Annotated in this window: 20 protein-coding genes and 1 pseudogene; 5 read left to right on the forward strand and 16 right to left on the reverse strand. The window is 63.6% G+C overall.

Annotated features, from left to right (window positions below; genetic code table 11):
* Positions 1-152 precede the first annotated feature (152 nt).
* From fabA to FJ979_RS07585, 4 genes are all read left to right on the forward strand, one after another.
* Complete coding sequence (gene fabA, locus FJ979_RS07570) at positions 153-671, forward strand: 3-hydroxyacyl-[acyl-carrier-protein] dehydratase FabA (protein WP_140496768.1); 519 nt, start codon at positions 153-155, stop codon at positions 669-671.
* A gap of 49 nt (positions 672-720) precedes the next feature.
* Positions 721-1,941 (forward strand): beta-ketoacyl-ACP synthase I, encoded by a 1,221-nt coding sequence (fabB, locus tag FJ979_RS07575; protein ID WP_140496770.1) that lies wholly within the window; start codon positions 721-723, stop codon positions 1,939-1,941.
* Positions 1,942-1,972: 31 nt separating this feature from the next.
* Complete coding sequence (gene fabI / locus FJ979_RS07580; protein WP_140513182.1) at positions 1,973-2,785, forward strand: enoyl-ACP reductase FabI; 813 nt, start codon at positions 1,973-1,975, stop codon at positions 2,783-2,785.
* A gap of 126 nt (positions 2,786-2,911) precedes the next feature.
* Positions 2,912-4,456, forward strand: a complete 1,545-nt coding sequence (locus tag FJ979_RS07585) for a bifunctional diguanylate cyclase/phosphodiesterase (RefSeq protein ID WP_140523885.1) — start codon at positions 2,912-2,914, stop codon at positions 4,454-4,456.
* Between the two features lie 18 nt (positions 4,457-4,474).
* Here the strand turns inward: FJ979_RS07585 and FJ979_RS07590 are convergent, their stop codons facing one another.
* The 10 genes and pseudogenes from FJ979_RS07590 to rimP form a co-directional block, all read right to left on the reverse strand.
* Positions 4,475-5,494: a class I SAM-dependent methyltransferase gene (locus FJ979_RS07590; protein WP_140580419.1), complete on the reverse strand. Its 1,020-nt coding sequence runs from the start codon at positions 5,492-5,494 to the stop codon at positions 4,475-4,477.
* A 69-nt stretch (positions 5,495-5,563) separates the two neighbouring features.
* The gene (pnp, locus tag FJ979_RS07595; protein WP_140513176.1) at positions 5,564-7,711 is read right to left on the reverse strand and encodes a polyribonucleotide nucleotidyltransferase; all 2,148 of its coding nucleotides are present in this window, start codon (positions 7,709-7,711) and stop codon (positions 5,564-5,566) included.
* A 413-nt stretch (positions 7,712-8,124) separates the two neighbouring features.
* Positions 8,125-8,436 (reverse strand): 30S ribosomal protein S15, encoded by a 312-nt coding sequence (gene rpsO, locus FJ979_RS07600; RefSeq protein WP_281405124.1) that lies wholly within the window; start codon positions 8,434-8,436, stop codon positions 8,125-8,127.
* A gap of 139 nt (positions 8,437-8,575) precedes the next feature.
* A pseudogene (gene corA, locus FJ979_RS07605) lies at positions 8,576-9,669 on the reverse strand (magnesium/cobalt transporter CorA).
* Positions 9,670-9,713: 44 nt separating this feature from the next.
* Positions 9,714-10,685, reverse strand: a complete 972-nt coding sequence (truB, locus tag FJ979_RS07610) for a tRNA pseudouridine(55) synthase TruB (protein ID WP_140496784.1) — start codon at positions 10,683-10,685, stop codon at positions 9,714-9,716.
* On the reverse strand, positions 10,685-11,098 hold the full coding sequence (gene rbfA / locus FJ979_RS07615; RefSeq protein WP_140496786.1) for a 30S ribosome-binding factor RbfA: 414 nt from the start codon (positions 11,096-11,098) through the stop codon (positions 10,685-10,687). The genes truB and rbfA overlap by 1 nt, the downstream gene beginning before the upstream one ends.
* A gap of 114 nt (positions 11,099-11,212) precedes the next feature.
* Positions 11,213-13,786, reverse strand: a complete 2,574-nt coding sequence (infB, locus tag FJ979_RS07620) for a translation initiation factor IF-2 (RefSeq protein ID WP_140513170.1) — start codon at positions 13,784-13,786, stop codon at positions 11,213-11,215.
* A complete protein-coding gene (locus FJ979_RS07625; protein WP_140497289.1) occupies positions 13,783-14,433 on the reverse strand; it encodes an RNA-binding protein in 651 nt (216 codons plus the stop codon). The genes infB and FJ979_RS07625 overlap by 4 nt, the downstream gene beginning before the upstream one ends.
* Before the next feature lie 38 nt (positions 14,434-14,471).
* On the reverse strand, positions 14,472-16,067 hold the full coding sequence (nusA, locus tag FJ979_RS07630) for a transcription termination factor NusA (protein ID WP_140496790.1): 1,596 nt from the start codon (positions 16,065-16,067) through the stop codon (positions 14,472-14,474).
* Between the two features lie 48 nt (positions 16,068-16,115).
* On the reverse strand, positions 16,116-16,763 hold the full coding sequence (rimP, locus tag FJ979_RS07635) for a ribosome maturation factor RimP (protein ID WP_140557592.1): 648 nt from the start codon (positions 16,761-16,763) through the stop codon (positions 16,116-16,118).
* 294 nt (positions 16,764-17,057) lie between these two features.
* Between rimP and FJ979_RS07640 the strand changes: the two genes are divergently transcribed.
* Complete coding sequence (locus FJ979_RS07640; RefSeq protein WP_140496794.1) at positions 17,058-17,222, forward strand: hypothetical protein; 165 nt, start codon at positions 17,058-17,060, stop codon at positions 17,220-17,222.
* Between the two features lie 113 nt (positions 17,223-17,335).
* Here the strand turns inward: FJ979_RS07640 and FJ979_RS07645 are convergent, their stop codons facing one another.
* From FJ979_RS07645 to FJ979_RS07670, 6 genes are all read right to left on the reverse strand, one after another.
* The gene (locus FJ979_RS07645) at positions 17,336-18,037 is read right to left on the reverse strand and encodes a tRNA (guanosine(46)-N(7))-methyltransferase TrmB (protein WP_140580421.1); all 702 of its coding nucleotides are present in this window, start codon (positions 18,035-18,037) and stop codon (positions 17,336-17,338) included.
* A 27-nt stretch (positions 18,038-18,064) separates the two neighbouring features.
* Positions 18,065-19,330, reverse strand: a complete 1,266-nt coding sequence (gene metK, locus FJ979_RS07650; protein ID WP_140496798.1) for a methionine adenosyltransferase — start codon at positions 19,328-19,330, stop codon at positions 18,065-18,067.
* Between the two features lie 169 nt (positions 19,331-19,499).
* The gene (locus FJ979_RS07655; protein ID WP_140496800.1) at positions 19,500-19,919 is read right to left on the reverse strand and encodes a helix-turn-helix transcriptional regulator; all 420 of its coding nucleotides are present in this window, start codon (positions 19,917-19,919) and stop codon (positions 19,500-19,502) included.
* A gap of 139 nt (positions 19,920-20,058) precedes the next feature.
* On the reverse strand, positions 20,059-21,651 hold the full coding sequence (lnt, locus tag FJ979_RS07660) for an apolipoprotein N-acyltransferase (RefSeq protein ID WP_140580423.1): 1,593 nt from the start codon (positions 21,649-21,651) through the stop codon (positions 20,059-20,061).
* Between the two features lie 200 nt (positions 21,652-21,851).
* Positions 21,852-22,319 carry a VOC family protein gene (locus FJ979_RS07665; protein ID WP_140580424.1) on the reverse strand — a complete coding sequence of 156 codons (468 nt, stop codon included), beginning with the start codon at positions 22,317-22,319 and terminating at the stop codon, positions 21,852-21,854.
* A gap of 10 nt (positions 22,320-22,329) precedes the next feature.
* Positions 22,330-23,424 (reverse strand): hemolysin family protein, encoded by a 1,095-nt coding sequence (locus FJ979_RS07670; protein WP_140496806.1) that lies wholly within the window; start codon positions 23,422-23,424, stop codon positions 22,330-22,332.
* Positions 23,425-23,433 lie beyond the last annotated feature (9 nt).

Here is a 23,433-nt window from a genome sequence, read left to right on the forward strand (position 1 = left end):
TATTCTGTCGTCCGGATGCGATCAATAGCGCGCATTGACCCGGCAAGACTGGCGGGTTAAGCGCAAACGCCGGTTTCCGGCCTGAAACAGATTGTGTTAGGACACCAACGACAAGGGCGCGCCAGCGCCCGGGACATATGGGAACGAGATTGATGGCGGGTTCGAAATCCAGCTACGACTACGAAGAATTGCTGGCCTGCGCCCGCGGCGAGCTGTTCGGACCGGGCAATGCCCAGTTGCCTTACCCGCCGATGCTGATGTTTGACCGCATCACCGAGATCAGCGAAACGGGCGGGGCTTTCGACAAGGGCTTCATCCGCGCCGAATTCGACATCAAGCCGGACCTGTGGTTCTTTGCCTGCCATTTCATCGGCAATCCCATCATGCCTGGATGCCTGGGCCTCGATGCCTTGTGGCAGCTGACGGGTTTCTATCTCGGCTGGCTGGGCGAACCCGGCAAAGGCATGGCGCTGTCGACCGGCGAGGTCAAGTTCAAGGGAATGGTCACGCCTTCGGTTAAAAAGGTCGAGTATGGCGTGGAATTCAAACGTGTGATGCGTGGCCGGCTGGTGCTGGGCATCGCCGATGGTTGGCTAAAGGCGGACGGCGAACCCATATACGCGGCAACGGACCTGAAAGTCGGTCTGTCCAAGCAGTCGGCGGTCGCTTGACCGTCGCCCTGGCCGACTTCGTGGCCAGCATTCCTGGAAGGAGTTGCGAATGAGACGTGTCGTAGTCACAGGCCTCGGCATCGTGTCGTCGATCGGCAACAATGCCAACGAGGTGCAAGCCTCGCTGCATGACGCCAAATCCGGCATCAGCTTCTCCGACTCCTTCGCCGAGCACGGCTTCCGCTGTCAGGTCTGGGGCGCGCCGACGCTCGATCCCAGCGCCATGATCGATCGCCGCGCAATGCGCTTCCTGAGCCAGGGAGCGGCCTGGAACCATGTCGCCATGGACCAGGCGATCGCCGATGCCGGCCTTGGCGAGAGCGACATCACCAATGAGCGCACCGGCATCGTCATGGGCTCGGGCGGGCCTTCCACCCGCACCATCGTCGAGGCGGCCGAAACCACGCTCAAGAATGGCAGCCCCAAGCGCATCGGCCCGTTCGCGGTGCCGAAGGCGATGTCGTCGACCGCGTCGGCGACGCTGGCCACCTGGTTCAAGATCCACGGCGTCAACTATTCGATCTCGTCGGCCTGTTCGACCTCGGCGCATTGCATCGGCAATGGCTACGAACTGATCCAGTGGGGCAAGCAGGACATGGTGTTCGCCGGCGGCCACGAAGATCTCGACTGGACGATGTCGGACCTGTTCGATGCCATGGGCGCCATGTCGTCGAAGTACAATGACAGGGCATCTGCCGCTTCCCGCGCCTATGACGTCGATCGCGACGGCTTCGTCATCGCCGGCGGCGCCGGCGTGCTGGTGCTCGAGGAACTGGAGCATGCCAAGGCGCGCGGCGCCAAGATCTATGCAGAGATCGTCGGCTACGGCGCCACCTCGGACGGCTTCGACATGGTTGCGCCCTCGGGCGAAGGCGCGGTCCGCTGCATGCGGCAGGCGCTGGCGACCGTCACCACCCCGGTCGACTACATCAACACCCATGGCACCTCGACGCCGGTGGGGGATTCCCGCGAAATGGGCGCGATCCGCGAGGTGTTTGGCGAGAAGATGCCCTTCATCACCTCGACCAAATCGCTGACGGGCCATTCGCTGGGCGCGGCCGGCGTGCAGGAATCCATCTATTCGATCCTGATGATGCAAGGCGGTTTCATCGGCGAAAGCGCCCATATCGAGACTCTCGACCCCGAATTCGAGGGCATGCCGGTGGTGCGAAAGCGCATCGACAACGCCAGGATCGACACCGTTTTGTCCAATTCCTTCGGCTTTGGTGGCACCAACGCAACGCTGGTTTTCCAGCGCTATTCCGCATAAGGCCACGTTTTTTCCACGAGGATTGGCGATCATGGACGGATTGATGAAGGGCAAGCGCGGGCTTGTCATGGGCGTCGCCAACGATCATTCGATCGCCTGGGGCATAGCCCGGAAACTGTCTGAACATGGGGCCGAACTTGCCTTCACCTACCAGGGTGACGCCTTCGGCCGCCGGGTCAAGCCGCTTGCCGACAAGCTCGGCGCGGCGCTGGTGGTTCCCTGCGATGTCGAGGACAGCGCCTCGGTCCACGCCACCTTCGAGACCTTGGGCAAGGCCTGGGGCGGGCTCGACTTCGTGGTCCATGCCATCGGCTTTTCGGACAAGAATGAGCTCAAGGGCCTCTACGCCGACACCAGCCGCGACAATTTCATCCGCACTATGGTCATCTCCTGCTATTCCTTCACCGAGGTCGCGCGCCACGCCGCGGCCCTGATGCAGGATGGCGGATCGATGATCACCCTGACCTATGCCGGTTCGGTGCGCGTCATGCCGAACTATAACGTCATGGGCGTCGCCAAGGCCGGCCTCGAGGCCAGCGTGCGCTATCTCGCCAACGATTACGGCCCGCGCGGCATCAGGGTGAACGGCATATCGGCCGGACCGGTGCGAACGCTTGCCGGCGCCGGGATTTCCGATGCGCGCCACATGTTCTCTTACCAGCAGCGCAATTCTCCGCTGCGCCGCACCGTGACCATCGACGAGGTCGGCGGCTCGGCACTCTATCTCCTGTCCGACCTCGCTTCCGGCGTCACCGGCGAAATCCACTATGTCGATTCCGGCTATCATATCGTTTCCATGCCGACGCTCGAGGAGCTGAAGCAGACGGATCGCGCGAGCGAATAGGCCATTTCGCGAAATAGTCTTTTCTCCTGCGAAGAAATAATTCCCTTCCAATAAAATTGGATGCATTCGCGGAAACTCATTTTAAGGGCCTATCGGCTATAGAGTCCCGCAATTTGGGGACTTTCAATGCCTGCCGTCAGCAACCCGAACCGCACACCGGTGTTCCGGCTGATCACCATAGCCAGTTCGGGCATTGGCAGTTTCATTCTCGGCATCTGGGGGCTGAAGCACGCGCTTGGCGACGGCTTTGCCGGCATGCCGGCGGACGTGATGGTGGCGATCATGGCTGCCCTTTGCGCATTGGCGGCGGCGGGAGCCGCGATGTCTTTCTTCGCCGGCGTCGATGAATCGGCTGATTTCGTCTTCAACGAAACCCAGTTCGACAAGCTGACCGGATTGCTGGCGCGTCCGGCGATGGTCGGCAAGATCGCCGAGGCAGCCTGCGCGACGAGCCGCACCGGGGCCCCGATGTTCCTCATCGACATCGACATCGACCGGTTCAAGCAGATCAACGACGCGATCGGCTACAGCCAGGGCGACGAACTGATCCGCGCCTTCACCAAGCGGCTGCAGGCCTGCGTAACCGAGCGCGTGCAGATCGGGCGCATCGGCGCCGGCGAGTTCGCGGTGCTGCTTCCCGATCATCAGATTCAGGGAACGATGGAAGCTATGGTGGAGAGGCTCATCGACGAGATGATGGAGCCCTATGAGCTCAGCAGCCACCAGCAATCGGTGAGCCTGTCGGTGGGCATCGTGGCGATGCCCAAGGACGGCGTCGACCCGGTCCTCATCCTGCGCCGCTCCAACCTGGCGCTGCAAAATGCGCGCGCCAGGGGAGTCGGCAACTGGTCGGTCTTCGATACCGAGATGGGGCGGGTCGCCGATCATCGCCAATGGGTCGAATCCGAGCTGCACATCGCATTCGAGCGCGGTGATTTCGACCTTCACTATCAGCCGCAGCTGGACCTGCCGAGCGGCCGCATCGTCGGCTATGAAGCGCTGATCCGCTGGAACCATCCAGAACGCGGCATGATCCCACCTCTGGAGTTCATCCAGATCGCCGAGGAAACCGGCATGATCAATCCGATCGGCGAATGGGTTCTGCGCAAGGCATGCAGCGACGCCCGCCATTTACCCGACGACTGCTTCGTCGCCGTCAACATCTCGCCGGTCCAGTTCATGACCAAGGACTTCATCGGCCTCGTGCGCGACACGATGCGGACCACCGGCATCAAGCCGTCGCGGCTGGAGCTGGAAGTCACCGAGACGGCCATGATGCAGGACCGCGACCGCGCCGCCGCCATCCTGAAAGAGCTTGCCGATATGGGCATCTCGGTTGCCGTCGACGATTTCGGCACCGGCTATTCCAATCTCAGCTACCTGATCGATTTTTCCTTCGGCAAGCTGAAGATCGACCGCTCCTTCGTCAGCCGCATCGATACGGATTCGAGCTCCGGCGCCGTCGTATCGACCATTGTCGGCCTCTCGCGAGCACTCGGCGTCAGTATCATTGCCGAGGGTGTCGAGACAGAGGACCAGGCGACACTGCTCAGGGCAGCCGGTTGCGAGGTGGTGCAAGGTTATCTGTTCGGCCGGCCGGCGCCGCTTGCGGTCATGGCCGGCGAGGGACATGTCATCGAGGATTCGAGGCGCGTCGCCAATCTGCACTGAGTGTCACGCCGTTGCGTGTCAGCGACGCGCGGAAAGAACCTTGAACATGCCGTCACGGGCGAGCTCGGCATGGCTGGAGAAGGCGGCGGCCAGTACCGGCTCGTAGGGCAGCTGGCGGTTCGCCACCATGTACAGCCGTGCTCCCGGCTTCAGCGCCTTTGCCGCTGCCCGGATCAGGCCGGCGCCGATCTCCGGTTCGGCCGCGCGGCTGCGGTGAAAAGGCGGGTTCATGATGACCGCGTCGTAGCGACGCTCGACCGGCTCCCCCTGCAGGTCCGTCCAGAAGAAACCTTTCGCAACCGACTGGCTGGCCGTGGCAAGATTGGCTTTGGCGGCTTCGAGAGAAGCGAAATCCGCCTCATAGAGATCAAGTGCCGAGATGCCGGGCGAACGCGCTTCCATCTCCGCCGCCAGATAGCCCCAGCCGGCGCAGAAATCGGCGACATGGCCGCGCAGGTCGGCCGGAAGATGGTCCGCCAGCAACTTCGAACCGGCATCGACACGATCGAAGGAAAACATGCCGGGCGCCGTGCTGAAACGGCCGTCGACCAGCCCGGCGGGATTGGCGGCACGCAGCGCTGCTGCCGTCTCCGTCCCGGCCGGCCGGCGAAGCCAGAAGGCGATGCCGTGATATTTGGGCAGATGGCCTTCGAGCGGCACAAGCTCGTCCATGCGCTTGCGCAGGCTGGCGATGCCATCATCCTTGCCGCCGGCAATGACGATTAATCCGCCCTCGGCGACGCGCTCCAGCGCATCCGCGATGCGCAGCTCGTTCTGGCCGCGATGGCGGCCCGCGAGCACCAGCGCGGCGTCAAAGCCATCGCCTTGCGTTTGCGGGGTGACAGTGAAGCCCGCAGCTTGCAGCGCGCGAAAATGCGGCCGGAAGCCTTGCACCACGTGCAGCTCGGCGTCGAAGTCCCGCGGTGTCCGCAAGCCGGATTCGGCCCCGAGAAAAAGCATGCGCTCGCCCTTTCGCGGCAAGGCGACCGCCTCGGCCTCGAATGGATGGAACAGCGTCTTCAGCACTTCAGCGGACATGCCTTTGCTCCATAAACGAAAACGGGCGCGACATGAGCCGCGCCCGCTTCGATTTTTCCGTTAGCCAGTTCAGGCGGCGTTTTCTTCGCTCTCGGCCTTCTTGTCGCGAACGATTTCCTTGCCGGTGGCCTGGTCGACGACCTTCATCGACAGGCGGACCTTGCCGCGCTCGTCGAAGCCCATCAGCTTGACCCACACCTTGTCGCCTTCCTTGACGACGTCCGAAGTCTTGGCGACCCGGTCGTTGGCAAGCTGCGAGATGTGGACGAGGCCGTCACGCGGGCCGAAGAAGTTGACGAAAGCGCCGAAGTCGGCGGTCTTGACGACCGTGCCTTCGTAGATTTCGCCGACTTCCGGCTCGGCGACGATGGTGTGGATCCACTTCTTCGCCGCCTCGATCTCCTTGGCGTTCGCCGAAGCGATCTTGACCGTGCCGTCATCCTCGATGTTGATCTTGGCGCCGGTCTTCTCGACGATCTCGCGGATGACCTTGCCACCGGAACCGATCACGTCGCGGATCTTGTCGGTCGGGATGTGCATGACCTCGATGCGCGGCGCGAACTCGCCGAGCTCGGCGCGCGCGCCGGACAGCGCGTGGCCCATTTCGCCGAGAATATGCTGACGACCGTCCTTGGCCTGGTCGAGAGCGATCTTCATGATCTCCTCGGTGATGCCCTCGATCTTGATGTCCATCTGCAAGGAGGTGATGCCGTTGGCGGTGCCGGCGACCTTGAAATCCATGTCGCCGAGGTGATCCTCGTCGCCCAGGATGTCGGAGAGCACGGCGAAGCGCTCACCTTCCTTGATCAGGCCCATGGCGATACCGGCGACCGGCTTGGCCAGCGGCACGCCGGCGTCCATCAGCGCCAGCGAGGTGCCGCAGACGGTTGCCATCGACGACGAGCCGTTGGACTCGGTGATCTCCGAGACCACGCGCAGCGTGTAGGGGAACTGGTCTGATGTCGGCAGCATCGGGCGGATGGCGCGCCAGGCGAGCTTGCCGTGGCCGATCTCGCGGCGGCCGGGCGAGCCCATGCGGCCGGTCTCGCCGACGGAATAGGGAGGGAAGTTGTAGTGGAGGAGGAACTTCTCCTTGTACATGCCGGTCAGCGAATCGACATACTGCTCGTCCTCGCCGGTGCCCAGCGTGGCGACGACCAGCGCCTGGGTCTCGCCGCGGGTGAACAGCGCCGAACCGTGGGTGCGCGGCAGGACGCCGACCTCGGATACGATCTTGCGCACGGTCTTCAGGTCACGGCCGTCAATGCGCGAACCAGTGTCGAGAATGTTCCAGCGCACGACCTTGGCTTGGAGCTCCTTGAACACGCTGCCGATCTGCTCGGAGGAATATTTCGGCTCTTCGCCTTCGGCCGGAGCGAAGGCCGCCTTGACCTTGGCCTTGACGGCGTCCACGGCGGCATAGCGCTTCTGCTTGTCGGTGATCTTGTAGGCGTCGCGAAGCTCGTCGCCGACGATCTTCAGCATCTCGGCTTCGAGAGCGGAATAGTCCGGCGCGGTGAAGTCGCGCGGGTCCTTGGCGGCGACTTCGGCCAGCTTGATGATCGCGTCGATCACCGGCTGGAAACCGCGATGGCCGAACATGACCGCGCCGAGCATCAGGTCTTCACCGAGTTCCTTGGCTTCGGACTCGACCATCAGCACGGCGTCGGCGGTGCCGGCGACGATCAGGTCGAGCTTGGATTCCTGCATCTCGTCGACATGCGGGTTGAGCACGTATTCGCCGTTGATGTAGCCGACGCGGGCGCCGCCGATCGGGCCCATGAAGGGCACGCCCGACAGGGTCAGGGCCGCCGAAGTGGCGACGATCGACAGGATGTCCGGATCGTTCTCGAGATCATGCTGGACGACGGTGACGACGATCTGCGTGTCGTTCTTGTAGCCGTCGGCAAAGAGTGGGCGGATCGGGCGGTCGATGAGGCGCGAAACCAGCGTTTCCTTTTCGCTCGGACGACCTTCACGCTTGAAATAGCCGCCCGGGATCTTGCCGGCGGCGTAGGTCTTTTCCTGGTAGTTGACGGTCAGCGGAAAGAAGTCGAGGCCCGGCTTGGGCTCCTTCATCGAAACGACCGTGGCGAGAACCTTGGTCTCGCCGTAGGTGGCGAGCACGGCGCCGTCGGCCTGGCGCGCGATCTTGCCGGTTTCGAGGATGAGCGGGCGACCGCCCCATTCGATTTCCACTTTGTGGTGATTGAACATGTCTTGTCCTTCATATGAGGAAAGGGCCGCGCCGTTTCAGCGTGCGCGGGTGCCCTTTCCCCTGGCTTCCTTTCTCGGGCAGCCACGGGCAAGACAACGGGAAGCTCGATCCATGTCGGCCGGATGGCCGCGCGAGCGTCCTGCAATCCTGCCCCATGACCGTCCATGGGGTGGCTTCGAGGGGGCCCTCTGCACGCTCGAAACCGGATTTGGCCAATCGATCCGACTGGCCCTGCGCATGACCCCACAAGCAGCGGCTTGTGGAATGCGTCACGCGCAAACTCAACTTGTTGGAGCGTCCGTCCGGCATCCGGATGGGTGCGCGGCGCTCCAGTACCTGCATTCGAGATCGGATTGGTCCGGTGCTCAAATGCGCGACCGGCGGGCCCTTGTGAGGCCCGCCGGTCAATTCGTCAACGGCGCAGGCCGAGCTTCTCGATCAGCGTCTGGTAGCGCGTGTCGTCCTTGCGCTTGAGATAATCAAGCAGGCTTCGGCGCTGGGAGACGAGAGCGAGCAGACCACGGCGGGAATGGTTATCCTTCTTGTGGTCCTTGAAATGGTCGGTCAGGTTCTTGATGCGCTCGGATAGGATGGCTACCTGAACTTCCGGAGACCCGGTGTCGCCCTTGGCGGTTGCGAATTCAGTCATCAATTCCTGTTTGCGCTCGGCAGTAATCGACATCGTGTTTTTCCTTATCTGTTCGAGGAAACGGGTCGCCCTCAGCCGGGATGTCGTCCAGCAGGGGCCGGTGCAAGCAGAGCGTCATAGCGCTAAGCTGCGGCGCATATAGTGCAATTCCCAAGAAAACACCAGCCCAATTCACGAAGCCGGCTTTTCACGCCAAAACGGCAAGTTATCCCTGTCAAAGCCATTTTTTCCATTTGAAGAAGGCAATCAGCCCAACCGCGACCACGGCCATGAACAGCAGCGACAAGGGATAGCCGTAATAGGCCTTCAGCTCAGGCATGTTCCAGGGCGACGTCTCCGGATCGAAATTCATGCCCCAGACGCCGACCAGAAACGTGAGCGGCATGAAGATGACCGAGACGATCGTCAGATAGGAAATGACGTCGTTGGTGCGTGCCTGGCTCAGCGACAGATGCATCTCGATCAGGCCGGTCAGCATGTCGCGCTGGTTCTCGACCAGCTCGATCAGCCGCAGCGCGTGGTCGAGCGTATCGTTCAGGAAGACCTTGGTTTCGGCCTTCACATAGGGCACGTCGTTGCGGATAAGCGTCGCCAGCGCGTCGCGCATCGGCCACAGCACCCCCTTCAGCACATTGGCGTCGTGCCGCAATCCATGAAGCTGCTGCATCTGATGCTTGTGCGGTGCGTGCAGCATCTGGTCCTCGATGCTGTCGACGAGTTCGCCCGCCGCCTCGATCGGCGGAAAGTAGCTGTCGACGATGGCGTCGATCAGCGCATAGGCGAGATAGTCGGCGCCACGGGCGCGCAGCCGGTTCGGCGCCGAGCTTTCGATGCGCTTGCGCACCGGATCGAACGGATCGCCTTCGCGCTCCTGGAAGGTGACGACGAAATTCTTGCCAAGGAAAACGGCGATCTGCTCGTAGCGGTGCGAGGCGACGTCGTCGATCATCCGCACGACCACGAAAGCAGGTCTTCGTAGAAATCCACCTTCGGCCGCTGGCCCGTGTTGACGACGTCCTCCAGCGCCAGCGGATGCAGGCTGAAGATGCGGCCGATCTCCTTGATCAGCTCGATATTGGCCAGGCCGGTGCAGTCCAGCCAGATGACCGGCCACTTTTCGCAATTGGCATTGACGTCGTCGATGCTGGCATTGTCGATCGTTTTGGACTTTTGCGGCGAGATCAGGGTGAGCCGCAGTTCCGAGCGTCGCGCCGCGGGATCGGCGATCAGCGTTCCGGGCGATGCACCGACCGGCGGCCGCCTGGCCCTGAGCGGCGCCCGCGTCTTGATCGCCTCAACCTTTGCCATGCGGTCCCTCGGATAGATGTCGCATGGAGATTAGACGAGGGCCCTCACCCGGCAAAGACCCGTTTGGGCTTGAACATGCCCTGCTCGACGGCGCCGATGGCCACCAGCTTGCCGCGCGCGGTCGCGCAGGCTTCCTCGGCCTCCACCGGCGCGTCGCGGCCCCGGATGATGACGGGATTGCCGAGGCGGATCTTCGTCGCCGCATCGTCGCTGATGGCGATCTGCGGCAGGCAGTCGAGTGCCGCCGAGGTGTCGACAAGCAGCGCGTCGATCGCGCCAAAATCGATCGGCGCTTCTATCGAATCGGGGGACGGTTGCTGCGTGCCATGACCCTGCTCGCCGAAGCGCGCCGCCTCCAGTTCGGCGACGGTGACGAAATCCTCGGCGGTGAACGGCTCGACCTCGATCCGGCGCAGTTCAGAAATATGGCCGAAGCAGCCGAGATCGCGGCCCATGTCGCGGGCCAGCGAGCGCACATAGGTACCCTTGCCGCATTCGACCTCGAAAACCGTGTGATCGGCCCCGTGCTCGACGATGTCGAGGCGGCCGATTTCGATCTCGCGCGCGGGAATGTCGACCGTCTCGCCGTCGCGGGCGAGATCATAGGCGCGTTCGCCCGCGATCTTGATGGCCGAGAATTGCGGCGGCGTCTGCATGATGACGCCGGTGTATTTCGACAGCAGCGCCTGCACTTCGGCCTCCACGGGGCGCCGATCGGAGTCCCGCGTCACCGGACCTTCGAGGTCGTCGGTCGAGCGCTCCTGCCCCCAGGCGACGGTGAAGCGGTAGATCTTGGCGCCGTCCTGGACGTAGGGCACGGTCTTGGTGGCTTCGCCGAGCGCGATCGGCAGCATGCCGGAAGCGAGCGGATCGAGCGTGCCGGCGTGGCCGGCCTTCTCCGCCTGGAACAGCCACTTGATCTTGGAGACGGCCTCGGTCGAGCCCATGCCGACCGGCTTGTCCAGCACCACCCAGCCCGAGACCGGCCGGCCCTTCTTCTTGCCGCGGCGCGCCATTATTCGCTGTCCTTATCGTCGTCGTCCGCATCCAGATCGCGCGCCACTTCCGGCGATTTCAGGAGATCGTTGATCCTGGCGAAATTGTCGAAGGAGGTGTCGAGCCGGAAGCGAAACTCGGGCATGTACTTCATCTGCCGCAGCGCGCCGGAGACACGGCCGCGGATGAACTTGGCATGCTTGTTGAGCGCCTCGACCACCGCGCCGGCGTCCGTGGCGCCGAGCGGCGAGATGAAGGCGGTTGCGATCTTGAGGTCGGGCGACATGCGCACTTCCGACACCGAAACCACGGCATTCTCGACCAGCGGATCGATGATCTCGCCGCGCTGCAAGGTTTCGGACAGCGCATGGCGCACCTGCTCGCCGACGCGCAGCATGCGCTGGGATGGGCCTGATGTGGTCGAACGGGGCATTTTTTCTCGATCCTGAAAGCGTGGGGCGCGGGATAGGACCGTGCCTCATGTCTCAAATGTTTGCCAGGCGGCGGCCTCTCGGCCACCGCCTGGCATGACGGACGTCACACGAACTCAGAGCGTGCGGGTTACCATCTCGACGCGGAAGCACTCGATGATGTCGCCGACGCGCATGTCCTCGTAGTTCTGGAAGGCCATGCCGCATTCCTGGCCGCCCGGGACTTCCGAAACCTCGTCCTTGAAGCGCTTCAGCGTCTTCAGCGTGCCTTCGTGGATGACGACGTTGTCGCGGATCAGGCGCACGCCCGCGCCACGCTCGACCTTGCCTTCGGTGACACGGCAGCCGGCGATCTTGCCGACCTTGGTGATGTCGAATATCTCGAGTATCTGCGCATTGCCGATGAAGGTCTCGCGACGCTCCGGCGAGAGCATACCCGACAGAGCCGCCTTCACGTCATCCACGAGGTTGTAGATGATCGAGTAGTAGCGGATCTCGATGCCAGCGGCCGCGGCAGCGGCGCGTGCCTGCACATTGGCGCGGACGTTGAAGCCGATGATCGCCGCGCCCGACGTCTCCGCCAGTGACACGTCGCTTTCGGTGATGGCGCCGGCGCCGGCATGGACGATGCGCGCACGCACCTCGTCGGTGCCGAGCTTGTCGAGCGCTGCGTTGATCGCCTCGATCGAACCCTGCACGTCACCCTTGATGACCAGCGGGAACTCCTTCAGTCCGCTCGTCTGCAGCTGCGACATCATCTGTTCGAGCGAACCGCGCTGGCCGGCATGACGGGCAACCGCCTTCTCGCGGGCCAGACGCTGGCGGTACTCGGTGATCTCGCGGGCGCGGGCCTCGTTGTTGACCACGGCGAAGCGGTCGCCGGCCTGCGGCGTGCCCTGGAGGCCGAGCACCTCGACCGGCATCGCCGGCGGCGCTTCCTTGACGTGTTCGCCACGATCGTCGACCAGCGCGCGCACCCGGCCCCATTCATTGCCGGCGACAAGGATGTCGCCCGGCATCAGCGTGCCGGTCTGCACCAGCACGGTGGCGACGGGGCCACGGCCCTTGTCGAGCTGCGCCTCGATGACGACGCCCTCGGCGGTGCGGTCCGGATTGGCCTTGAGGTCGAGGATTTCGGCCTGCAGCAGGATCGCTTCTAGCAGCTTGTCGAGGTTGGTGCCCTTGGTCGCCGATACTTCGACATCAAGCACTTCACCGCCCATGGATTCGACGAATACCTCATGGCGCAGAAGTTCCGAGCGCACTTTTTGCGGATCGGCGTCATGCTTGTCGATCTTGTTGATCGCCACGATGATCGGAACGCCGGCCGCCTTGGCATGGCTGATCGATTCGATCGTCTGCGGCATCACGCTGTCGTCGGCCGCCACCACCAGGATGGCAATGTCGGTGGCCTGGGCGCCGCGGGCGCGCATGGCCGTGAAGGCGGCGTGGCCGGGCGTGTCGATGAAGGTGATCTTCTGACCGTTCTTCTCGACCTGATAGGCGCCGATATGCTGGGTGATGCCACCGGCCTCGCCGGAGACGACATTGGCGTTGCGGATCGCGTCGAGCAGCGAGGTCTTGCCGTGGTCGACATGCCCCATGATGGTCACGACAGGCGGCCGCGACACCAGGTCTTCCGGACGGTCGGCGATGTTGAACAGGCCTTCCTCGATGTCGGACTCGGCGACGCGGCGGACCGTGTGGCCGAATTCGGTGGCGACCAGTTCCGCCGTGTCGGCGTCGATGACGTCGCCCGGCTTCAGGATCTGGCCCTGCTTCATGAAGAACTTGACCACATCGACGGCGCGCTCGGACATGCGCTGCGCCAGTTCCTGGATAGTGATGGTTTCGGGCAGGATCACTTCGCGCATAACCTTCTCGCGCGGCTCATTGTGCATCGCGCGCTTGAACTTTTCCTGGCGGCGGCGCATCGACGACAGCGAACGGGCCCGCGCATCCTCGTCGGAAAGCGCGGAGTTCAAAGTCAGCTTGCCGCGACGGCGGTCTTCCTCGCCCTTGGTCGGCTTGGCCGGACGCGCCACTTCGGGCGTCACCAGACGGCGCACCGGCGCACCGGCGCCAGTCCGCTTCGGCTTGACCTCTTCTTCCTCGTCGGCGGTCGCCAGTTCGGCGGCCTGCGGCGCGCGGCGACGCGCCTCTTCCTCGGCGCGGCGGCGGGATTCGGCCTCGGCCTGCAACCGCGCTTCTTCCTCGGCCTGGCGGCGTGCGGATTCCTCGCGCTCGCGCTTGCGGCGCTCCTCATCCTCGGCGCGGCGCTTGGCTTCCTCGACGGCGCGCTGGCGGTCCTCGACCTCGCGCGCCTTGGAGCCTTCGAGCGCCCTGCGGCGCGCTTCCATTTCGCTGCGCGACAGTTCGTTCAACACCATGCCGCTGCGCTCGACCGGTGCCGGCGGAGGTGGAGGCGGCGCCTTGGGTGCCTCCTGCACGACGGGAGCCGCCGCGACCGCCGGCTTCGGGGTGAACACGGGTGCCGCCACCGCCGGCTCCGGCTTGTCGCCGGGCAGCGAGAATTTGCGCTTCTTGGTCTCGACCACGACCGACTTGGTGCGGCCGTGCGAGAAGTTCTGGCGCACGGTGCCCTGTTCCATGCCGGGGCGCTTCAGCGTCAAGGTCTTCTTCGGCGTAACACTCAACGTCTTGTCGTCGCCCGATTTCGTATCGCTCATTCCATATCCTCTGCGGCCTCATCTTCGTCAGCAACGGCCGCAAGCATTGCCAGATCGTCCGGGGTACCGCCCCGATATCGGTCGAGCGCAACCATGCGCTTCTGGACCGCCTTACCCGCGTCTCCCGCGAGGACGGCAGCATGTATCACATTTGTACCCCCCAATGCCAAGCTCAACTCGGCCTCGGAGAAAAGTTTGTAGGCAAGGATGGAGGGGCCGCCAATATGGACGGTCGCCCGCCGCGCCTGGCTGATCTTGCGCACGCCATCGTCTGAGGCTTCGGTCGCGTGGAGCACGAAAAGCGCCAATCCACCGCGCACCGCGCTCTCCACCTTGGTGGCGCCCAGCGCGATCGCCCCTGCCTTGCGAGCGAGACCCAGCATGCCAAGGGCGGATCTGGAAAGCAGCCCATCGACCATGCCGCCGAGATCGGGCGGCACGACCACCTGTGCCTTAAAGGCGCGGCTAAAAAGGTTCTTGGCCGCCGCCTTGTCGATATGTAGGCGGTCGGCGCTCACCCAGCAACCACGGCCGGGCAGATTTCTCTTGAGATCCGGAACGACGGCCGAATCCGGGCCGACGACGAACCGGATCAGTTCATCCGGTTCGGCCTGCTTGCGGGTGACGATGCAGGTGCGATCGTTCATCTCGTCCAAGGGCGGTTTCTGTGCGATGCGGTTTCACCTCACGCACCAACGGCTTCGTCAGCCGGCGCTTCTTCGGCTGCAAGCTCGTCTTCGGAAATCCAGCCGGCCTTGAGACGGGCCGCGAGCACCATCTGCTCGGCATCGGCGCGCGAAACGCCATGATCGGCCAGCACGCCCGGATACACCTTGGTCTCGCCGTCCTTGCGTTCCTTCCAGCCCGTGAGGTCGTCGGCGGCATAGCCGGCGAAATCCTCGATCGTCTTCACGCCGTCCTCGCCTAGCGTCACCATCATGGCGGTGGTGATGCCGGGGATTTCGCGCAGCTCGTCCTTGACGCCCAGCGCCTTGCGCTTTTCGTCGTGCTCGGCTTCGATCTTCTCCAGATATTCGCGGGCCCGGGTCTGGATCTCCGAGGCGGTATCCTCATCGAAGCCGTCGATCGAGGCGATTTCGCCGGCATCGACATAGGCGACTTCCTCGACACTGGTGAAGCCTTCGGAGGCGAGCACCTGGCCGACCATCTCGTCGACGTCGAGAGCTTCCATGAACAGCGCCGAGCGCTCGACGAATTCCTTCTGGCGGCGCTCGGATTCCTCGGCCTCGGTCAGGATGTCGATATCCCAGCCGGTGAGCTGCGAAGCGAGGCGCACATTCTGGCCGCGGCGGCCGATGGCCAGCGAGAGCTGGTCGTCCGGCACCACCACTTCGATGCGCTCGGCGTCCTCGTCGAGCACGACCTTGGCGACTTCCGCCGGCTGCAGCGCGTTGACGATGAAGGATGCGGCCGAGGGCGACCACGGAATGATGTCGATCTTCTCGCCCTGCAATTCGGCGACGACCGCCTGGACGCGGCTGCCGCGCATGCCGACGCAGGCGCCGACCGGATCGATCGAGCTGTCGCGCGAGATGACGGCGATCTTGGCGCGCGAACCGGGATCGCGGGCGACCGACTTGATCTCGATAATGCCGTCATAGATCTCCGGCACTTCCATGGTGAAGAGCTTGGCCATGAACTGCGGATGGGTGCGCGACAGGAAGATCTGCGGGCCGCGCTGCTCACGGCGCACGTCGTAGACATAGGCGCGGACGCGATCGCCATATTTGTAGTTTTCGCGCGGGATCAGCTCGTCGCGGCGGATGATCGCTTCGCCACGGCCGAGATCGACGATGACATTGCCGTATTCGACGCGCTTGACGGTTCCGTTGACGATCTCGCCGATGCGGTCCTTGTATTCGTCATACTGGCGGTCGCGCTCGGCCTCGCGCACCTTCTGCACGATGACCTGCTTGGCCGACTGGGCGGCGATGCGGCCGAAATCCATCGGCGGCAGCTGTTCGGCGATGAAGTCGCCGAGCTGGGCGTCGGGATTGCGCTCGCGCGCCGAGGAAATGGCGATCTGCGTGGCATAGTCGTCGACCTTCTCGACCACTTCCATCAGCCGCTGCAGCTTCATCTCACCGGTGTTGGGGTTGATGTCGGCGCGGATGTTGGTCTCCTGGCCATAACGCGAGCGTGCCGCCTTCTGGATCGCATCAGCCATGGCGGCGATGACGATCGACTTGTCGATCGACTTTTCACGCGCGACCGCGTCGGCAATCTGCAGCAGTTCAAGTCTGTTGGCGCTTACAACCATGTTTTTTCTCCCGAGCCTGTTTGCCGGCCCCTGGGGCCGGCAGCTCAATCAACTTTCCTGTTCGTGTTCTTCCGTAGCGCCCGGTTCCGTACCCTCCGGTACGTCGTCGTCCGGTTCGCCGCGGCGTTTCTTGGCTTCCTTGCGCGCCCTATTGTCCTTCGACAATGCATCACGGATGAGGTCGTCGGTCAGGATCAGCCGGGCTTCGGCAATGGCGTCGTAGGGCACGCGCACTGTCGGCTCCTCACCGTAGGCCGCCTTGTCGCGCTCGATCAGCACATCGTTCTCACCGGCTTCGGCGATCTTGCCCTTGAAGCGCTTGCGATCCGCGACAACGACCGATGTTTCCATCTTCACCAGATGACCGGTCCAGGTCGAGAAATCCGATTTGCGCACCAGCGGCCGGTCGATGCCGGGCGATGAGACTTCGAGATGATACGCCTTCTCGATGGGATCGTCGACGTCGAGCGCCGGCGACACCGCACGGCTCACCTCTTCGCAATCCTCGACCGTCATGGTGCCGTCCTCGCGCTCAGCCATGATCTGCAGCGTCAGCCCGTTCTGGCCGGACAGATGCACGCGTACAAGGCGAAAGCCGATGCCGCGCAGCACCGGCTGGACGATCAGCGCGATGCGTGCATCGATGCCGCTTTCGCGGATGATGCGATCGTCGCTCTCGCTTGCCGTTGACGTCATTCGATTCCTGTCGATCATTCTCTAGCCGTCGGCAGGTAATAAAAAAGAGCGGGACCGGGTGGACCCACTCTTCGTCATACCGACCAAGAATTTGAGGCTGATATAAACGATCCGCCCCGGTGTTTCAAGCCCGCCGTCCCAACTGCGCGAATGTCCTGGCGCATTGGGGTTGCGCCAGGTGCATGCCATCCATGCGGCAACGGCCCTTGTTGGTCCTCAAGCCGCGCTCCTATCTATGTTGCATTGCACAAAGCGACAGCGATAGCGCGTCACCGCACGCGAAAGGACATGACAATGAACAGCCGCAAGGTTTTTTCCGCCATAGGCGATCTCTTCACCACATTCGGCAGCGCCGTAGCCGCGTCGCGGGCGGTGGAAGCCGGCCGCAAGCCGCGCGCCCAGGATCTGCGCAGCCTCGGCATGGATCCGACGGCTTTCGACAAGATCGGCCGTTTCTGAACTCCGGCCAACGGGCGACATTCGATTTCTGTGTCCCCGCAACAATTGAAGATCTCTCCCTCACGAAGGGCCCAGATCCTGATGCCCAAATCCCGATGCCTGGGACCTGATGCCTAGGTCCTGATGAAGGTAAGATAGGCCGGCCGCCTGCCCTCGCGGACGGCTTTCGCCTCGTAGCGGGTGCCTGGCCAGCCATCGTAGGGGCGATGCCAGTCGACGGCCTCTGAAGCCTGCCAGGCGAAACCGCCATGCGCACGGCAATGCAGCAGGGTCCAGTTCACATAGGTGTCGATGTCGGAAGCGAAACGGAATTCGCCGCCACGCTTCACAACGCGTGCGAAACGATCGAGATTGACCGGGCTGACGAAACGGCGCTTCCAGTGCTTCTTCTTCGGCCACGGATCGGGATAGAGCAGGTCGATGCCATCGAGCGAGGCCTGCGGCAGCCAGTCGAGCAGCCGCGTGGCGTCGTCGTCGTAGACCCTGAGGTTGGCCAGCGGCTTTTCCCGCACCGCCATCATCATCTTGGCCATGCCGTTGACGAAGGGCTCGACACCGATAAAGCCGGTCATCGGCGCTTCGGTCGCGCGATGCAGGAGATGCTCGCCGCCGCCAAAGCCGATTTCGAGGCGAACGGCGGAAACATCGGCTTCGAACAGAGCCCGCAGATCCGACGGCGCCTCGGTCGTCAGATCGAGCCGATAGGCGTCGAGGCCGCTTTCCAGCGCCGCCGCCTGCTGCGGGCGAACCGGCTTGCCGCGCCGACGGCCGAAGAAGGCTTCTGTCGCGCGGCTTGGCCTGTCCCCGGAACTCATCGGCTGATCAAGGTCCTGTCGCCGCCCTCAGGCAGCGACAGCATCCTTGAGCGCCTTGGCGAGATCGGTCTTTTCCCAGGAAAAAGATCCGTCGCGGCCGGCCTTGCGGCCGAAATGACCGTAGGACGAGGTCTTGGCGTAGATCGGCTTGTTGAGGTCGAGGTGGCGGCGGATGCCGGACGGCGACAGGTCCATCACAGTGCGCAGCGCCTCCTCGAGCCTTGCCTCGTCGACCTTGCCGGTGCCGTGCAGGTCGACATAGACCGACAAGGGCTGGGCGACGCCGATGGCGTAGGAAAGCTGGATGGTGCAGCGGTCGGCAAGTTTCGCCGCCACAACGTTCTTGGCCAGGTAGCGCGCCGCATAAGCGGCCGAACGGTCGACCTTGGTGGTGTCCTTGCCCGAGAAAGCGCCGCCGCCATGGGGTGCGGCGCCGCCATAGGTGTCGACGATGATCTTGCGGCCGGTCAGCCCGGCGTCGCCATCAGGCCCGCCGATAACGAACTTGCCGGTCGGATTGATGTACCACATGCAATCGTCGGCGATCTTGAGGTCACCCAATGCCTCGCGGATATAGGGCTCGACGACCTTGCGCACCTTCTTGGAATCCCAGCTCGCATCGAGGTGCTGGGTCGACAGCACGATCTGCGTCGCTTCGGCGGCCTTGCCGTCGATATAGCGGACGGTGACCTGGCTCTTGGCGTCCGGCCCGAGCTTGCCTGCATCGCCGTTGTTCTGGTGGCGGGCGGCGGCCAGGAGTTCGAGGATCTTGTGGCTGTAGTAGATCGGCGCCGGCATCAGGTCCGGCGTCTCGCGGCAGGCATAGCCAAACATGATGCCCTGGTCGCCGGCACCCTCCTCGCCCTGGCGGTCGGAGGCATTGTCGACGCCTTGGCCGATGTCGGGCGACTGGCCATGCAACAGAACGTCGATCTTGGCCTTTTTCCAGTGGAAGCCGGCCTGCTCATAGCCGATCTCGCGGATCGCCTTGCGGGCGACCGACTTGAACTTCGCCGGGTTGACGACCGGATGGCCGGCGGCATCCCTCAGGATGTTGCCTTCCTTGTCCTTCTTCAGCAGCGTCTCGGGAACGCGCACCTCGCCGGCGATGACGACGCGGTTGGTGGTCGCCAGCGTCTCGCAGGCGACGCGGACTTTCCACGGGTCCATGCCCGTCTTCTTGGCCTCACGGTAGACCAGGTCGACGATCTCGTCGGATATCCGGTCACAAACTTTGTCGGGATGGCCCTCGGCAACGGATTCCGAGGTAAAGAAGTAGTTCTGCCGCGTCACGGGTGTCCCCTCTTGAAAAAACGATCGGCAGGCTGCCGATTTGGCGCGCCACGTGTTAGCGGGGCGAAGCGCCGCTCGTCAAGCGGTGCCGCCCTTCTGGCATGAATGTCGATGTCGATATTTTGTACCACCAGCGGCCGAAATGCCGCCGGTCGAGTCCTGTTGCGGATCAGTCGGAATCTTCGGACGCCAGCGACTTCACCAGGTCTATGATCCTGCGACGCACCTTGACGTCGGCGATCTTGACGAAGGCCCGGTTGAGTTGAAGGCCCTCCGGGCTGCCGCAGAATTCCACGGCGAAAGCCATCGAAGCATCCTCCGCGAAACCGCGGCCGGCCGGGCTCTCCTGGCCCGGCGCATCCTCGAAAAAGAAGGCGACAGGCACGCCGAGTATGGATGCTATCGCCTGCAGGCGGCTTGCGCCGACCCGGTTGGTGCCCTTTTCATATTTCTGTATCTGCTGAAATGTGATGCCGAGGTTCTCGCCTAGTTTTTCCTGGCTCATTCCCAACATATTGCGGCGAAGCCGGATGCGACTTCCAACATGGATGTCGATCGGATTCGGTTTCTTCTTGTTATCTTCTGTCATTTTTTCCTCGCCGAATTTTTTCGGCTTTGTGATTTTTTTCCTACCCAAACAAAGCCGGAGGCGACTGCCCCAACAGAACGATCCACCGGCTTCGAGAAATTTTCAGGCGTTACAGTATGAGTTTCTAATGTGTCGACTGTCAATTCACCCGTAGCCTTTGCCTTACATTGAACAGGACGGCAGCCAGGGCAAACAGCAACATGATCAGCATTCCGTTAATGCGCAGCTGGCCGGCGGACACGACCGCTTGCCGCGAGATTGGCACACGGACGTCAATGGCCCCGCGCGCGTCGATCGCCAGCGCATCGACGATGCGCCCCCGTGGGTCGACAACCGCCGAGATGCCGTTGTTGGCCGCACGCAACAAGGGCAACCCGTTCTCCACCGCGCGAATCTGAGCCTGCCTGAAATGCTGATAGGGACCCGGCGTATCGCCGAACCACGCATCGTTGGTAACGTTGACAATAAGCTGCGCTGACGTTGCGTCAACCGCCACCAGTTCGGGAAAGATCACTTCGTAACAGATGAAGGGCAAGGCGCGGACGCCATCCGGCAGCGTGATCGCATGCCGCTCATTGCCTGCCGTGAAGGTCACCGGGCCAGCGACCAGTTGTTCGATGCCGAAACGATCGAGCAGGTCGGCGAAAGGCAGGTATTCGCCGAACGGCACCAGATGGACCTTGTCGACGGCGTCAGCGATTTCGCCCTTGTCGTTGATCGCCACCACGGAGTTGTAGTAGCGGCTGCCGGCACCGGCCGCCGCACCGCCTTCCTCGCGCACGACGCCGGCGATCAGCATCTGGCCGGCGTCCAGCATGTCGCCCAGTGCGGTCAAAGCGTCCGGCCGCTCGGTGAGGAGGAACGGGACCGAGGTTTCGGGCCACAGGATCAGTTGCGGCTTTTCATGGCCGGGGTCCGGCGCCTTGGCCGACAGGCCTATCAAGGTGGCGAAGATACGGTCGCGCACCGAGGCGTCCCACTTTTCCGAAAGGTCGACGGCCGGCTGGACGATGCGCACATTGATCGTGCGGGCCTCAGGCGCGGCCGGAGCGTTGAGCCTGAGATAGCCGAAGCCGGCATGAGCGGCGACGAGCACGACAAGCAGCGCGACGCCAAGACGAAGATGCGTGCGCGCCGCCAGCAGCGCCGGCAGCGAGAAGACGAACACGGCGAGCACGTTCATGCCGACCATCCCGGTGACCGAGACGCTCTGCATCAGCAGGGGCACCGGCATCGCCGCGTAGCCGATCGCGTTCCAGGGAAAGCCGGTGAACAGGAAGCCGCGCAGCCACTCGGCCAGCCCGAAGGCGGCGGCCAGGGCCGCGATGCGGCCGATGTCGTTGCTCCACAGGAGCCGGGCGACCATGGCCGCAAAGCCGTAGAAGAAGGCCAATGCAAAGGGGATGCCGACCACCGCGAAGGGCAGCGCCCAGGCGAAACTGTCGGCCTCTACAAGCAGCGCCGATCCGATCCACCACAGGCCGGCGAGGAAATAGCCGAAGCCGAACCACCAGCCGACGGCAAAGGCCGGCCGCAGCCGCGCAAACAGGCTGCCCGAGGCCTCACCGGTCGCCCCGTCGAGCAGCCAGACCAGCAGCGGAAACGAAATGAAACAAGCGGCAAAGAAATCGTACGGCGCCTGGCCGAGCACCGCCAGGGCGCCCGCGAGGAACGCCACGAGCGCACGCCGCCAACCCCAAAACAGAATTATCCGGCCGGCCAGGCGGTTCATGCATTGTTCCGAGTCGTGCGAATCACGGCAGCAGATTTATCAGGCCGCGGCCTGCGCTCCAAACTTCGGGTGGTCTGCCGTGAAACCCACTCACCACTGCTGGAGCGCATCGCGTTTGAACTGATCAGACGACGCGCCTTAGGTCTTTGTTTTTGTGCATGTCCTCCTCCCAAAACCGAAGTTACTTAGGGCGACATGGATCAGCGGTGCCACCCTTCTATGCGCACGTCGCCGAGCCGTTCGGCCTCTTCCAGCGGAACGGAGCGGATGGTCTGGGTGAAGGTCCAGACATGGCCCTCGGGATCGCGCGCCCGATACTGGCGCTCGCCGTAGAACTGGTCCGCCGGCTCCTGGATTATACCGGCACCCGCCGTCCGCGCCTGCTCGCAATGTGCATCAATGCCGTCTTTCAGCCTGACATAGACCGACTGCGTGTTCTTGCCCGAGACCGAGGCCGGGCTGGCGACGTAGTCGCTCCATTCGGAATCGACAATGATGTAGCAGTCGCCGAACCGCATCTCGGAATGGACGAGCTTGCCGTCGGCATCGCTGACCACCATGCTGCGGTCGAAGCCGAAAGCTGCCTCCAGCCAATCCAGCGCGGCCCGCGGATCCCTGTAGAACACGCCGGATCCCAAGGCGGCGTGCTTGAAAGGGTCTTCGGTCATCCGCAGGCGCTTAAGCCTGCTCGGTGCGCGCCGCGGCGCGGCGGCGACGTTCGCCCTTCTGGTTCTGCACGATGCGCACGCGCTTGACGCGGCGCGGATCGGCGTCGAGCACATGGAACTCGAAGCCAGGGATGGCCTGCACCACCTCGCCGCGCGCCGGCACCCGGCCAAGCGTGTTGAAGATCATGCCGCCGATGGTGTCGACATACTCGCCATGTTCGCCGGCGGCGAAATCCCCGCCGATCATCTTGGCGACCTCGTCGATCTCGGCCTTGCCGTCGACGACGAACACGCCTTCACCGGTCTGGGTGATCATCGGCTCGTCGTCGTCGTGCTCGTCCTCGATGTCGCCGACCACCATCTCGACGATATCCTCGAGCGAGACGAGCCCGTCGGTGCCGCCATACTCGTCGATGACCAGCGCCATCTGCGTGCGGGTCGTCTGCATGCGGCCCATCAGATCGGAGGCCAGCATGGACGGGGGCACGAACAGCACCGGCCGGATCAGGTTCAGTTCGCCTATGGTGCGCGAGAGGTCGACCTGGGTGAGGTCGAGAACCGTGGCGGCGGGTGTCTTCCTGGTCGCCCGGCCTTTCCTGACGCGCGCAATCTTGGTGATATGGGCCAGCACGTCGCGGATATGGACCATGCCGCGCGGGTCGTCGAGCGTCTCGGCATAGACCGGCATGCGGGAATGGCCGGACTGCTCGAACATGCCAAGCAGATCGCCAAGCGTGGTCGTGATCTCGACCGCCTCGATGTCGGCGCGCGGCACCATGACGTCCTCGACGCGCACCTCGCGCAGCCGCAGGATGTTGTTGAGCATGGCGCGTTCGCCCGGCGAAAAGGATTCGACATCGCTCGTGGTCTCGGCGAGCGCGCCGGCGATCTCCTCGCGCAGGCTGGTTCCGTTGCGTTGCCTGAACAGGCCCAGAACGCGGTTGAACAGGGAAGGCCCGGCAGGCGACGGCTCACTGGCAGCGCTGCCGGTGTTGGCAACGCCAGGGGTAATGGTACTCGGACTTGATCCCTCTTCCGACGTATCGGAAGCCTTGGTCGCACTGCCGGCGTCGGGGCGGACGGCAGTTTCAGGTTTGTCGTTCATCTTCGTCCG

The sequence above is a fragment of the Mesorhizobium sp. B1-1-6 genome (genome assembly GCF_006443035.1).
GTDB lineage: Bacteria > Pseudomonadota > Alphaproteobacteria > Rhizobiales > Rhizobiaceae > Mesorhizobium.